We start from the raw sequence: 12,455 nt of genomic DNA, 5'->3' as shown, positions 1-12,455 counted from the left end.
AGGATTATGCGGATAAATCGTTATTCACCGCAGGTTTTCTCATACATACACCGGTCAAACCCCGAAATGAATGCCTGTTTCGCATGGAAAGGACCGCAAGATGTCACTGGATGCCCCGAGCCTGAAGCCGAAAGACAAACCCGATCTTGGCAGTTTTGACTGGCAGGATGCCTTCCGCCTCAACGATCAGCTTGAAGAAGACGAGCGGATGATCGCGGAAAGCGCCCGTAGCTTTGCCCAGGAAAAGCTGCAGCCGCGGGTGATCGAGGCCTATGCGCAGGAAAAGACCGATCCCGAGATTTTCCGCGAAATGGGCGAGATGGGCCTGCTTGGCACCACGATCCCCGAGGAATACGGCGGGCTCGGCGGTGGCTATGTCGGCTATGGCCTGGTGGCGCGTGAGATCGAGCGGGTGGATTCGGGCTATCGCTCGATGATGTCGGTGCAGTCGAGCCTGGTGATGTACCCGATCTATGCCTATGGCAGCGAAGCGCAGCGGCAGAAATACCTGCCGAAACTCGCCAGCGGCGAATTCATCGGCTGTTTCGGCCTGACCGAGCCTGATGCCGGTTCGGACCCGGCGGGGATGAAAACCCGCGCCGAGAAGATCGAGGGCGGCTATCGCCTCAAAGGGTCCAAGATGTGGATTTCGAACAGCCCGATCGCCGATGTGTTCGTGGTCTGGGCCAAGTCCGACGCCCATGATGGCAAGATCCGCGGCTTTGTCCTCGAGAAGGGAATGAAGGGGCTGAGCGCGCCGAAGATCGAAGGAAAACAAAGCCTTCGCGCCTCGATCACCGGCGAGATCGTGATGGATGGCGTCGAGGTGGGCGAGGATGCGCTGTTGCCCAATGTCGAAGGTCTCAAGGGGCCGTTCGGCTGTCTCAACCGGGCGCGCTATGGCATTGCCTGGGGCGTGATGGGCGCGGCCGAGTTCTGCTGGCACGCGGCGCGTCAATATGGGCTCGACCGGCAGCAGTTCCGCAAGCCGCTCGCGCAGACGCAGATTTTCCAGCTCAAGCTCGCCAATATGCAGACCGAGATCACCCTGGGCCTGCAGGCGGCGCTGCGGGTCGGGCGGCTCATGGATGCGGCCAATGCGGCGCCCGAGATGATCAGCCTGATCAAACGCAACAACTGTGGCAAGGCGCTCGAGATTGCGCGCCACGCCCGCGACATGCATGGCGGCAACGGCATCTCGGAAGAATTCCAGGTGATCCGCCACATGATGAACCTCGAGACGGTGAACACCTATGAGGGCACCCATGACGTGCACGCGCTGATCCTCGGCCGGGCACAGACGGGGCTTCAGGCGTTCTTCTGAAGCGCTTGAGAGAGTCTGGATGACAGAACGGCCCGTCAGGATCTCTGGCGGGCCGTTTCATTATGGGTATTTGGAACCAGAAAGAGCGGCAGCAGGGTCCCTGTCAGCCCACAGGCATTGTTGCAACCAAGTAGAAATGTCACTGGCTTTGCAAAGCAGGAATGTCACCAAAGAGCGGAACGGTAGCAAGGCTTAGCAGCCCGGAGACCTCAAACATCGCAGGGTTGAAAAGCCTTGCGGGGGTCAGTGGAAGAGCTGGCGTTTCTCTTTCTTGGTGAGGAAGGCGGCGAGGCCTTCTTCCTTCACTGTCTTCTCGAACTGGTGCCAGGCAAGGCCGTCTGCGATGAACGGGTCGTCGAATACTGTTGAGGTTCCGAACTCGTTGACGACCTCCAGGATCCAGCTGGGGTCGATGTCTGTTTTGTAAATCTCGACCGTCAGAAAATGCCCGTCGATCTCTACATCGGCGCACAGGTCTGAGAAGATCACTTCGACGTTGTCATCGGCAGTCATGCGCGCAGCTTGCGGTTATTCCGCCGCGTGCGCAATCTTCTTATTTGCCCGCGAGCCTAATGGTCTGCCTGGACGCCGCCCATTCGGTTTATAGCCCATCTTCTCAGAGTTTGTCCGAACCTTCGGCTTTGGAGGGGCGGCGTCCTGTATCTCCTTGATATGTTCCAGGACCGCGCTCAGGCGTTTGTTCTCGGTGATTGCCGCGTGGGTCACGCGTTGATCCATGTCGAAGATTTTGTAGGGCAAGGAGCGGCCCTTTGAGCGCACCTCGAACCGCCCGTCGACGAAGGCATAGGTGTCCACGTATTTGCCGACCAGACCGCGGGTGACGTCATTCTCTTCGAGCATGATCCGCTTACGATCATAGGAGAACGTCAGTTGCTTGCCGACATAACGGTTCTCGCGCCAGCACAGGACATCCGCCAGCCGATCTGGCTCCATATTCAGCGAGCGGTGCAGGTTGTCTGGCTTGGCTGGGGCTTTGGCGAACCTGGCGTTGTGACGCTCCTTGAACCCTTGCAAATAAACGTTCCCAACCTCCATGTCTGAGATACCTGCGAGCCGCAGCTCTTTGACGAGGCGGTCTTGTAGCGTGCGATTAGCCCGTTCAACGCGACCTTTGGCCTGGCTCGAATTAGCACAGAGAATCTCGACGTTCAGCTCGCTCAGCGCCCGCCCGAACTGAGTGATCCGTGCGCCGCCTTTGGCGTCCTCCTTGGCCACGCGAAACACGGTGTGTTTGTCGGAATAGAACGCGACAGGGCGACCGTGCTTGTGCAAATAGCCCTCAAGCGCCTCGAAATAGCTGAACGTGCTTTCTGACTTCACGAACCGTAGCTCCATCAAGGCACTGGTCGCGTCATCGATGAAAACGAGCAGGGTGCAGGGCGGGGCGCGATCCTCAAACCAGCGGTGATCCGAGCCGTCAATCTGGATCAACTCGCCGAAGCATTCCCGGCGCAGGCGCGGTTGGTGAATTTGCCGGCGCTGTTTGCGCGAAAGCCAAAGCCCATCTTCCACCATCCACTTGCGCACCGTCTCGCGTGAGACCTTGAACCCGTGATGCTCAGCCAGCATCTCAGCCGCAAGCGTCGGCCCGAAATCCGGATACTGTTGCTTGATCACCGTCAGAGCATAGTCGCGTTTGGCTGCATGAAACTGATTGTTCGGTGCGCGACCACGAGACTTGTGGCGGATCGCCGACGCGCCGCCCCGACGATAGCGCTTCAACAACCGGAAGACTTGCCGCCGTGTCAGAGCCAAAATGTTCGCCGCGTTGTCGACGCTCAATCGTCGGTCATCGACCTGCGCCAAAACCTCAACACGATTCAACTCGCGATCGCTCATCATCACCCATCCCATGTCCACTTATCCTCACATCGTTTTGCGAGGAGAGTGACACTTCTGAATTGCTCATGGGTGACATTATTGCATTGCGGCTACAGGCATAAGTCGCATAATCAGTATTATGTTAATATAGCACGTGCAGCCCGCATGAAAACAACGGCCCAACCAATTGTTTTGGCGTCTGTTTTCTCAGAATGCGTTGAAGGTCAATGTGGTGAGCGTGCGCTCGACCCCCTCGATCATCGCGATATTGTCGTTGATATAGACGCCGACATCTTCGCCCGCGGGCACGTAGAGCTTGAGCAGCAGATCATATTCGCCGCTGGTCGAGAACAGTTCGGAATGGATTTCGCGCAGGACGATGGCATCGGCGACCTTGTAGGTCGTGCCGGGCTTGCAGCGGATCTGGACGAATACGCAGGTGGTCATGGTCCCTCTCGTGTGGCAGGATGAAATGGCTTGGGGCGCAGCTTTACGTGGCTTTGTCCCGATTGCAAATGTCCAAATGCCGGTGACCCATTGTCCGCACAGCCGTCGCGCATGACACTTAAGATGGCTTGTGACGCTCGACAGCGTCAGTTTTGAGCGGTATTGCAATGGTCACGAAAAGGAAGCTGATCATGACCTCACTGCTCATTCTGAACGGCCCCAACCTCAACCTCTTGGGCACACGTCAGCCCGAGATCTACGGGGCGACCACGCTGGCAGATATCGAGGACATGTGCCGTGCCCATGCGCGCGAGACCAATGTCAGCATCGGCTTTGAGCAGAGCAATCACGAAGGCGCGCTGGTCGAGGCCATCCATGGCGCGCGCGGCAGCCATGACGGGATCATCCTCAACGCCGGGGCCTATACCCATACCTCCATCGCCTTGATGGATGCGATCAGCTCGGTCGAGCTGCCGGTGGTGGAGCTGCATCTGTCGAATGTCCATGCGCGCGAGGAGTTTCGCCACAAATCCTATATCGCGCGGGTTGCGGTCGGTGTGATTTGCGGTTTCGGCGCGGCAGGTTATCCTTTGGCGATGGACGCTCTCATCAGTTACTTGCACATGTCCAAATGATCGACAGTACCGAACTTAACGATTTTCTGCATGCGTCAGAGCTTGAAACCCTCTGGGATCATCTGGTGCGCCGGATGGCGGGCTATGGGTTTGATCGGCTGATCTATGGCGCGACCCGGTTTCGCACCGCGACCTCGCTCGGCGATGCCGAGGATTTCGTCATCCTGACCAACCACGATCCCGAGTATATGGACGGGTTCGTGAATGGCGGCCTCTATTTTCACGCGCCCATGGTCAAATGGGCGCTGGAACATGAAGGCCCGTGTTCCTGGTCGGTGCTGCATGAGATGGCGGAGACCGGCACGCTCAGCGCGCAGGAGCGCAAGGTCGTCGCGTTCAACATCTCGCATCAGGTGACCGCGGGCTATTCGATCTCGTTTCAATCGGTCAGCGCCCGGACAAAGGCGGCGATTGCGCTCACCGCGCGGGCCGGCATGGGACAGGACGAGGTCGATGCGATCTGGGCCGAGCATGGCGACGATATCCTGCTGCTCAACAACATCGCGCATCTGCGCATCCTCTCCCTGCCCTATACCAGCCCGACCCGCAGCCTGACGGCGCGGCAGCGCGAGGTTCTGGGCTGGGTCGGCGATGGCAAGACGGTGCAGGATATCGCACTTTTGCTCAATCTGACGCCCGCTACGGTTGAAAAGCATCTGCGGCTGGCCCGCGATGCGCTGAGCGTCGAGACCACGGCCCAGGCGGTGCTCAAGGCCAGTTTCCAGAACCAGATCTTCACGCTGGAGCCGTCCTAAACCGCCCTAAGGTTTAATCATTCTTAATATACACTGCTTAAATTTGCATTCATTTCATTGAAGGTACGGATTTCCTGACTTTCATTCCATGAAATTATTTTGCAATTTAGACGTGTTCCGTGAGTGGTGGCAATTTTCGCCTGGGAACATCGGGCCCACAATCCTTGGCATTTCAAGGCTCGGTGGACCGGTCCGGTACAACCGGAGCTGGTGGTCAGTCTCTATTTTTCGGGGCTGATCATCGGCACTTTAAAATCGGCCCTATCCCCCATCTTCACAGCTCTTAACGCGCGGCGCGGCGACGCCCTTTTGGGGCACCCCCTGCCCCCAGAATTCGGGCCTTTGTCAGCCTGCGGCGGGCCAAGAAAAAACGCGCCCCGAGAGGCGCGTTTTCATAATCGTTTCAAACCGTTGAACGGGGCTTAGCCCGAGGCTTAGCCCTGGGCGGCCTTGGCCACTTCGGCGGCGAAATCTTCTTTTTCGACTTCGATGCCTTCGCCCACTTCGAGACGGACAAACCCGACGATCTCGGCACCGACCTCTTTGGCGGCGGCCTCGACGGTGAGGTCGGGGTTGATCACGAAGGATTGGCCCAAGAGGGTCACTTCGGACATGAATTTCTTCATGCGGCCGACGATCATTTTCTCGATCACGGCGTCAGGCTTGCCCGACTCACGTGCGATGTCGATCTGAACCTGCTTTTCCTTCTCGACGACGGCCGGGTCGAGCTCGGCCTCGTTGAGCGCAGCGGGGTTGGTCGCGGCGATATGCATGGCAACCTGCTTGCCGAACGCCTCATCACCCCCTTTGAGAGCGACGAGAACGCCGATCTTGCCCATGCCGTCTGCGGCGGGGTTGTGGATGTAGGAGACGACCGTGTCGCCCGACACCGACGCCATGCGGCGCAGCGACATGTTCTCGCCGATGGTGGCGATCTTGTCGGTGATGGTGTCTGCCACGGTCTTGCCGCCGAGATCGGTCGCCTTGAGCGCCTCGATGTCGTCTGCCTTGACGGCCGCATCCGCGATGCTTGCCACCATCGCCTGGAACTCGGCGTTCTTGGCGACAAAGTCGGTTTCGGCGTTCACTTCGACGGCGACGCCACGGCCACCTTCGACATTGACCGCAACGAGACCTTCGGCCGCGGTGCGGCCCGATTTCTTGGCCGCTTTGGCCAGGCCCTTGGTGCGCAGCCAGTCAACAGCCGCCTCCATGTCGCCATCGGTTTCGGTCAGCGCTTTTTTCGCGTCCATCATGCCTGCGCCGGTCGTGTCGCGCAGCTGTTTCACCAATGCAGCAGTGATTGCCATCGTGGCTCTCCTCGAATCTGTGGATTACGGGGACAGGTCTGCCCTGCCCCCCATGTCATTTGCGTGAAACCCGAGGCTTAGCCTTCGGCGTTTTCCTTGACTTCCTCGGACGATTTGATGTCCAGGGGCGCATCTTTCGACATGGCGTCGTTATGCGCGGTCTCGTCGCTGACATTGCCGGTTTCGACGCCGTCCGACAGCGTCTCTTCGACAGGGGCCTCGGCCAGGGCACCGAGATCGACGCCTGCAGCGCCCATCTGGGCCGACATGCCGTCGAGCGCGGCACGGCTCACCAGGTCGCAGTAGAGCGAGATGGCGCGGGCCGCATCGTCGTTGCCGGGGATGATGTAGTCGATGCCATCGGGCGAGCAGTTGGTGTCAACCACGGCCACAACCGGGATGCCGAGCTTGTTGGCTTCGGCCACGGCGAGGGCTTCTTTCTTGACGTCGATGACGAAGAGCATGTCCGGCACGCCGCCCATTTCGCGGATACCGCCGAGCGAGGCCTGCAGCTTTTCCTGGTCGCGTTCGATGCCGAGACGCTCTTTCTTGGTGAGGCCTTCGGCGCCACCTTCGAGGGCTTCGTCGATCTCTTTGAGACGCTTGATCGACTGGCTCACGGTCTGCCAGTTGGTCAGCGTGCCGCCGAGCCAGCGGTGGTTCATGTAGAACTGGGCCGATTTTTCGGCGGCTTCGGCGACGGGGCCTGCGGCCTGACGCTTGGTGCCGACGAAGAGAACCCGGCCGCCTTTGGCCGCGGTGTCACGGATCGCGTTCAGAGCCGCGTCCAGCATCGGAACGGTCTGGGTCAGGTCCATGATGTGGATGCCGTTGCGCGCGCCATAGATGAACTCGCCCATACGGGGGTTCCAACGCTGCGTCTGGTGACCAAAGTGAACGCCTGCTTCGAGCAGCTGACGCATGGTGAACTCGGGAAGAGCCATGTCTTTTTCCTTTTCCGGTTTTCGCCTCGGCATGGGGTGAGAAGCGGCGCTTCAACCGGTGGACCGCCGGGGATGTCTCCCCCGATCAGCCCGCCCATACCTGCGGATTTCAGTGCCGCGCGTATAGACCGCCCCAACCAAAGGCGCAAGGGCAAAGGCGCGAGGACAAAGGCACAAAAGCCGCAAACCGCCGCAAAAGATGGCAGAAGACCGTTCAGGCGGCCCAAGTCCGTGCCAAACCGGGGAAAAGAGAGCGGCAATCTGCCCCTGCCCCGTTGCCGCCCGGCCGCTTTCCGCCTACATACGGGTGACCCTTATCAGTGGCATCATAATGAACACACCTTTCGACGACGAGCCGAAACCACCGCGCCGCCCCGGGCGCTTTGCAGGGCTCCGTGCCAGCTTTCTCACCGGGCTGGTGGTGATCGCGCCCGTGGGCATGACCGTCTGGCTGGTCTGGACGCTGGTGGGCTGGGTCGACGGGGTGGTTCTGCCGCTCGTGCCCTATGATCTGCGGCCCGAGAAATACATCGGCATCAACCTGCGCGGCGTCGGCGTCATCTTCTTCTTTGTCTTCACCATTCTGGTGGGGTGGATCGCCAAGGGGCTCATTGGCAAATCGATGATCGGCTTTGCCGAACGTCTGGTCGACCGGATGCCCGTGGTGCGCTCGATCTATTCGGGGGTGAAACAGATCGCCGAGACGGTCTTTGCCCAGAGCGAACGCAGTTTTGAAAAGGCCTGTCTCGTGCAATATCCGCGCAAGGGGATCTGGGCCATCGGCTTTATCTCGACCACCGCCAAGGGCGAAGTGGCGCGGCGGGCGGAGACCTCGGGCGCGCTGATGTCGATCTTTGTGCCGACGACGCCGAACCCGACCTCGGGGTTTTTGCTGTTCTTCCCGCGCGAAGATGTGATCGAGCTCGACATGTCGATCGAGGACGCGGCCAAGCTGGTGATCTCGGCGGGTCTCGTCTATCCGGGCAGCAAGGACCGGCCGGAGGATGCCGACGGCTGATCGCCCGATGCCCGTGGCCTAGCTGAACATCTCGGCCAGATTGATCGTGTCACGTTCGCCCAGATCGTCGAAATGCGCGGCAAGAAATTCTTCTGCCGCCGCGCGCCCCGCCTCTTTGAGACGGCGCAGCAAGGCCGGCACCGGCACCATTTTCGTGGCCACCGACAGATCGCGCATCAGCCCGTCATCGGCGATCATATGGATGAGCACCCGCTTCATCGCGCCGCCCGGCATGGCGCCCTCGTCGAGCAGACGCTGGGCAAAGCTGATGGCGCGCAGCTCGCGCAATAGCGAGCTGTTGAAGCTGATCTCGTTGATCCGGTTCTGGATGTCCTGGGCGCTGCGCGGCACCGCGTCGCGTTCCAGCGGGTTGATGTTGATCACCACGATGTCGCGCGGGAAATCCGGGCGAAACAGCGGAAAAAGCGCCGGGTTGCCGGTATAGCCGCCATCCCAGTAATGCTCGCCACCGATCTCGACCGCCTGAAACATGGTCGGCAAACAGGCCGAGGCCAAGAGTACATCGGTGCTGATCTCATTGTCCTTGAAGACCCGGATCTTGCCCGTTTTCACATTGGTCGCACCGACAAAGAGCGCCGGCCCCGCCTCGGAACAGATCTTGTCATATTCAAACGCCTCGGCCACCGGGCGCAGCGGGTTGCTGTAGAACGGCCCGTAGACATAGGGCGACACCGCCCGGCTGACCGCATCGGCCATGAGGAAGGGCGGTGAAAAGCTCACCGCGCGGCTGAGCTCGGCGCTGGGCAGGTCGAGCCCGAACCACGCAGGCCAGCGCAGATCATTGACCGCGCCCATCTGCCCCCAGAGCCAGTTGAGCCGCTCTCGCGCCCCGTCGCGCCCATCCGCGACCCAGCCCGATTTCACCGCCGCGCCATTCATCGCGCCCGCCGAGGTGCCGGACATGGCGGCGATCTCGATCCGCTCGTCTTCGAGCAGCCGGTCGAGCACGCCCCAGGTATAGGCGCCATGCGCCCCGCCGCCCTGCAGCCCGAGATTGATCCGCTTGGTCGCGCGTTTGGCCATGGTCCGCCTCTCTCATAAATGCGGTGGTGAATGCGGTCGGGGCAGAGGCCCGCCCCCTGCCCTGACATTTACGCCTCTGCGCTGGCTCAGAGCGCCGTCCAGCCGCCATCGACGCTGATCGTCGTGCCGGTCACCTGCGCCGCCGCATCCGAGCAGAGATAGAGCGCCGTGCCGCCCAGCTGTTCGACCGTGGCGAACTCTTTCGACGGCTGCCGGGTGAGCATGACATTCTTGATCACCTCTTCGCGGCTCATGCCATATTCCTTCATCGTGTCGGGGATCTGTGCCTCGACCAGCGGGGTGAGCACATAGCCCGGGCAGATCGCGTTGGCGGTGATCGGCTCTTCTGCGGTCTCGAGCGCGGTCACCTTGGTGAGCCCGACGATGCCATGTTTCGCCGCCACATAGGCCGATTTGAAGGGCGAAGCGGTGAGACCATGGGCCGAGGCCACGTTGATCACCCGGCCCCAGCCCGCCTTGCGCATCAGGGGGAGCGCCGCGGCCGTGGTGTGAAAGGCCGAGTTGAGGTTGATCGCGATGATCGCATCCCATTTCTCGGTCGGAAATTCTGGCAGCGGGGCGACGTGCTGAATGCCCGCGTTGTTGACGAGAATATCGCAGACCCCGGCCTCTTCGATCAGCGCCCGGCAATCCGCCGCTTTCGACATATCCGCCTTGATATAGCGCGCCTCGACGCCATGGGTCTTGGCCAGCTCAGCGGCCAACGCGTGATCCTCGTCGCGGTCGGTGAACGAGTTCAGAACCACATTGATCCCGGCGCGCGCCAGCTCGGTGGCGATGCCCAGACCGATCCCCGAATTGGACCCGGTGACGACAGCAGTTTTACCTTGAACGCTCATGCATAGCTCTCCTCATGCTTTCCGCTTGCACCCTACATGCTGCACATGCGAAATGCACCAGCCGGATGTAGGACCAAGCGCAGCCCACGCCCGGCAAAATCGCACAACACGACAACGTGATCCCCGGGACCGGATTGCCGCAGTCTGCGCCATGGGAATCGCCGCCCCGAGGCCCTAGATGGATCAGGGGTGATGGCCGTCCCCGATGCGGGGCGCGATCAGAGGCGCAAAGGGATGCAAAGAAGGGCTGCGGCCAAAAAAAACGCCGGCACGAGGCCGGCGTTAAGTTATTGAGGCAGGTTTCATACAGGCAAGAAACCTATCGAGCAGTGACACCTTTATAAGCAATCTCGCGCTGGCATCCAAGCTAAAAGTTTGAAACTACGGAAATCTGTTACTACCCTGAGGGGCAGACAAATAAGGGCAGTCGGGAATTGTTGCCAAAATGATATCAGATATTTTCCGGCCCTTCGCGGTCGCGTTTACCTTTTTCGCAACGGGTTTTGGCCTCTCGCCCGCGCTGGCAGAGCCGAGCCATGGCATAGCTATGTATGGCGACCCGGCGCTGCCACCGGATTTTGTGTCGCTGCCCTATGCCAATCCCGATGCGCCCAAGGGCGGCAAGGTGGTCACGGCCAATGTCGGCGGCTTCGATTCGCTCAATCCTTTCATCGTGCGCGGCACCCCGCCCTGGCAATTCCGCTATCTCGCCTATGAAAGCCTGATGCTGCGCTCCGAGGACGAACCCTTCACCCTCTACGGTCTTCTGGCCGAATCGGTGGAGACCGATTCGTCGCGCAGCTGGGTCGAGTTCACCCTGCGCCCCGAGGCCCGGTTTTCCGATGGCAGCCCGGTCACCGTCGAGGATGTGATCTGGTCGCTCAGCGAAATCGGCTCGCGCGGGCATCTGCGCTATCGCGGGCTTTGGGACAAGATCGAGAAGATCGAGGAAACCGGCCCGCGCAGCCTGCGCATCAGCTTCAATTCGAACGAGCGCGATCTCGCGCTCCTCGCCGGGCTGCGCCCCATCGTCAAGAAATCGCAATGGGACGGGCGCGATATCACCGAGAGCACGATCCACGACATCCCGATCGGCACCGCGCCCTATGTGGTCGAAAGCTATGAGATCGACCGCTATGTCACCCTGCGCCGCAATCCCGACTATTGGGGCCGCGACCTGCCGATCAAACGCGGCACCGACAATTTCGACGAGATCCGCATCGAGTTCTATGGCGACAACAACGTCATGCAGGAGGCATTCAACGCCGGGGCCATTTCCTATCTGCGCGAATTCAACGCCGAGAAATGGGAGAGCCAGTATGATTTCCCCGCCGTGCAGCGCGGCGATATCGTCAAATCCGAGATCCCCCATCAAAAACCCTCGGGCATCAGCGGTTTCGTGATGAACACCCGGCGCAAGCCGCTCGATGATTGGCGGGTGCGCGAGGCGCTCATCCGCGCGTTCAATTTCGAGTTCATCAACGAGGCGCTCACCGGCGGCCGTCAGCCGCGCATCACCTCCTATTTCTCAGGCTCGGAACTGGCCATGGATCACGGCCCCGCCACCGGCGCGGTGCGCGAGCTTCTCCTGCCCTTTGCGGACGAGCTTCTGCCCGGCGCGCTCGAGGGCTATGCCCTGCCCGTCTCGGACGGCACCAAGCGCAACCGCGCCAATATCCGCAGCGCCGCCAAGCTTCTCGATGAGGCGGGCTATCCGGTGGTCGACGGGCTGCGCCGCGATGCCGGGGGCCGGCCGCTGACCCTCACCGTGGTGCTGAAACAAGACGGGCTCATCCAGCAGGCCAATGCGATGATGGCGATCTATGCCCGTGCGCTCGAACGGCTCGGCATCGCGCTCACCGTGCAAAGCGTCGACAAGGCGCAATATGGCACGCGCGAGGCGAATTACGATTTCGACCTCACCTTCATGCGCCGCTCGCTGTCGCTCAGCCCCGGCAATGAGCAATATTTCTACTGGGGGGCCGAAGGCGCCGACACGCCCGGCAGCCGCAATCTCATGGGGATGAAATCCGCCGCCGCCGAGGCGATGATCGCCCGGATGCTCGAGGCCGAAAGCCGCGAGGACTTCATCCACGCCACCCGCGCGCTCGACCGGGTGCTCACCACCGGGCGCTATGTGATCCCGATCCACCAATATGCGGTGGGCCGCATCGCGCATAAGAAAGAGCTCAAATACCCCAAGGAGCATCTGCCGATCTATGGCGATGGCGTGGCGTTCCTGCCGGCGGTCTGGTGGTACGAGGCGGAGTAATCGC

At 60.8% G+C, this 12,455-nt stretch carries 12 protein-coding genes; 5 read left to right on the top strand and 7 right to left on the bottom strand.

Annotation, left to right across the window (positions count from 1 at the left end):
- Positions 1-100: 100 nt before the first annotated feature.
- A complete protein-coding gene (locus WA237_RS08045; protein WP_336097287.1) occupies positions 101-1,324 on the top strand; it encodes an acyl-CoA dehydrogenase in 1,224 nt (407 codons plus the stop codon).
- A 243-nt stretch (positions 1,325-1,567) separates the two neighbouring features.
- Here the strand turns inward: WA237_RS08045 and WA237_RS08040 are convergent, their stop codons facing one another.
- The 3 genes from WA237_RS08040 to WA237_RS08030 all read right to left on the bottom strand — a co-directional run bounded on the left by WA237_RS08040 (position 1,568) and on the right by WA237_RS08030 (position 3,613).
- Positions 1,568-1,837 carry a hypothetical protein gene (locus WA237_RS08040; RefSeq protein ID WP_336097286.1) on the bottom strand — a complete coding sequence of 90 codons (270 nt, stop codon included), beginning with the start codon at positions 1,835-1,837 and terminating at the stop codon, positions 1,568-1,570.
- A 15-nt stretch (positions 1,838-1,852) separates the two neighbouring features.
- Entirely contained in the window at positions 1,853-3,199 is a 1,347-nt protein-coding gene (locus tag WA237_RS08035; protein WP_336097285.1) for an ISNCY family transposase, read from the bottom strand.
- Between the two features lie 174 nt (positions 3,200-3,373).
- A complete protein-coding gene (locus WA237_RS08030) occupies positions 3,374-3,613 on the bottom strand; it encodes an Lrp/AsnC ligand binding domain-containing protein (RefSeq protein ID WP_009815137.1) in 240 nt (79 codons plus the stop codon).
- Between the two features lie 191 nt (positions 3,614-3,804).
- Here WA237_RS08030 and aroQ point away from each other — a divergent pair, with 191 nt between their 5' ends.
- Together aroQ and WA237_RS08020 are read left to right on the top strand one after the other, a co-directional pair.
- On the top strand, positions 3,805-4,248 hold the full coding sequence (aroQ, locus tag WA237_RS08025; protein ID WP_040618606.1) for a type II 3-dehydroquinate dehydratase: 444 nt from the start codon (positions 3,805-3,807) through the stop codon (positions 4,246-4,248).
- Positions 4,245-5,003, top strand: a complete 759-nt coding sequence (locus tag WA237_RS08020; protein WP_009815139.1) for a LuxR family transcriptional regulator — start codon at positions 4,245-4,247, stop codon at positions 5,001-5,003. The genes aroQ and WA237_RS08020 overlap by 4 nt, the downstream gene beginning before the upstream one ends.
- 434 nt (positions 5,004-5,437) lie before the next feature.
- Here WA237_RS08020 and tsf read toward each other — a convergent pair whose 3' ends face one another.
- A complete protein-coding gene (tsf, locus tag WA237_RS08015) occupies positions 5,438-6,313 on the bottom strand; it encodes a translation elongation factor Ts (RefSeq protein ID WP_336097284.1) in 876 nt (291 codons plus the stop codon).
- A 77-nt stretch (positions 6,314-6,390) separates the two neighbouring features.
- On the bottom strand, positions 6,391-7,257 hold the full coding sequence (gene rpsB, locus WA237_RS08010; RefSeq protein WP_040618146.1) for a 30S ribosomal protein S2: 867 nt from the start codon (positions 7,255-7,257) through the stop codon (positions 6,391-6,393).
- A gap of 331 nt (positions 7,258-7,588) precedes the next feature.
- On the opposite strand from rpsB, the gene WA237_RS08005 reads away from it, so the two are divergent.
- Complete coding sequence (locus tag WA237_RS08005; protein ID WP_009815142.1) at positions 7,589-8,275, top strand: DUF502 domain-containing protein; 687 nt, start codon at positions 7,589-7,591, stop codon at positions 8,273-8,275.
- An 18-nt stretch (positions 8,276-8,293) separates the two neighbouring features.
- Here the strand turns inward: WA237_RS08005 and WA237_RS08000 are convergent, their stop codons facing one another.
- Both WA237_RS08000 and WA237_RS07995 read right to left on the bottom strand, forming a co-directional pair.
- Complete coding sequence (locus tag WA237_RS08000; RefSeq protein ID WP_009815143.1) at positions 8,294-9,319, bottom strand: patatin-like phospholipase family protein; 1,026 nt, start codon at positions 9,317-9,319, stop codon at positions 8,294-8,296.
- Between the two features lie 86 nt (positions 9,320-9,405).
- Positions 9,406-10,179, bottom strand: coding sequence for a 3-hydroxybutyrate dehydrogenase (locus WA237_RS07995; protein ID WP_009815144.1), 774 nt, complete (start codon positions 10,177-10,179; stop codon positions 9,406-9,408).
- A gap of 445 nt (positions 10,180-10,624) precedes the next feature.
- Between WA237_RS07995 and WA237_RS07990 the strand changes: the two genes are divergently transcribed.
- Positions 10,625-12,451, top strand: coding sequence for an extracellular solute-binding protein (locus WA237_RS07990; protein ID WP_442970250.1), 1,827 nt, complete (start codon positions 10,625-10,627; stop codon positions 12,449-12,451).
- Positions 12,452-12,455 lie beyond the last annotated feature (4 nt).

Source organism: Roseovarius sp. CH_XMU1461 (genome assembly GCF_037027165.1).
GTDB classification, from domain to species: Bacteria; Pseudomonadota; Alphaproteobacteria; order Rhodobacterales; family Rhodobacteraceae; genus Roseovarius; species Roseovarius nubinhibens.
The sequence above is the reverse complement of the archived record's forward strand: the minus strand, read 5'-3'. Positions and strand labels throughout refer to the sequence as shown.

What these genes read in the sequence shown, in the direction of transcription:
- WA237_RS08045 (WP_336097287.1), top strand. Translation starts at nt 101, where the DNA reads ATGTCACTGGATGCCCCGAGCCTGAAGCCGAAAGACAAACCCGATCTT.
- WA237_RS08040 (WP_336097286.1), bottom strand. Translation starts at nt 1,837, where the DNA reads ATGACTGCCGATGACAACGTCGAAGTGATCTTCTCAGACCTGTGCGCC.
- WA237_RS08035 (WP_336097285.1), bottom strand. Translation starts at nt 3,199, where the DNA reads ATGGGATGGGTGATGATGAGCGATCGCGAGTTGAATCGTGTTGAGGTT.
- WA237_RS08030 (WP_009815137.1), bottom strand. Translation starts at nt 3,613, where the DNA reads ATGACCACCTGCGTATTCGTCCAGATCCGCTGCAAGCCCGGCACGACC.
- aroQ (WP_040618606.1), top strand. Translation starts at nt 3,805, where the DNA reads ATGACCTCACTGCTCATTCTGAACGGCCCCAACCTCAACCTCTTGGGC.
- WA237_RS08020 (WP_009815139.1), top strand. Translation starts at nt 4,245, where the DNA reads ATGATCGACAGTACCGAACTTAACGATTTTCTGCATGCGTCAGAGCTT.
- tsf (WP_336097284.1), bottom strand. Translation starts at nt 6,313, where the DNA reads ATGGCAATCACTGCTGCATTGGTGAAACAGCTGCGCGACACGACCGGC.
- rpsB (WP_040618146.1), bottom strand. Translation starts at nt 7,257, where the DNA reads ATGGCTCTTCCCGAGTTCACCATGCGTCAGCTGCTCGAAGCAGGCGTT.
- WA237_RS08005 (WP_009815142.1), top strand. Translation starts at nt 7,589, where the DNA reads ATGAACACACCTTTCGACGACGAGCCGAAACCACCGCGCCGCCCCGGG.
- WA237_RS08000 (WP_009815143.1), bottom strand. Translation starts at nt 9,319, where the DNA reads ATGGCCAAACGCGCGACCAAGCGGATCAATCTCGGGCTGCAGGGCGGC.
- WA237_RS07995 (WP_009815144.1), bottom strand. Translation starts at nt 10,179, where the DNA reads ATGAGCGTTCAAGGTAAAACTGCTGTCGTCACCGGGTCCAATTCGGGG.
- WA237_RS07990 (WP_442970250.1), top strand. Translation starts at nt 10,625, where the DNA reads ATGATATCAGATATTTTCCGGCCCTTCGCGGTCGCGTTTACCTTTTTC.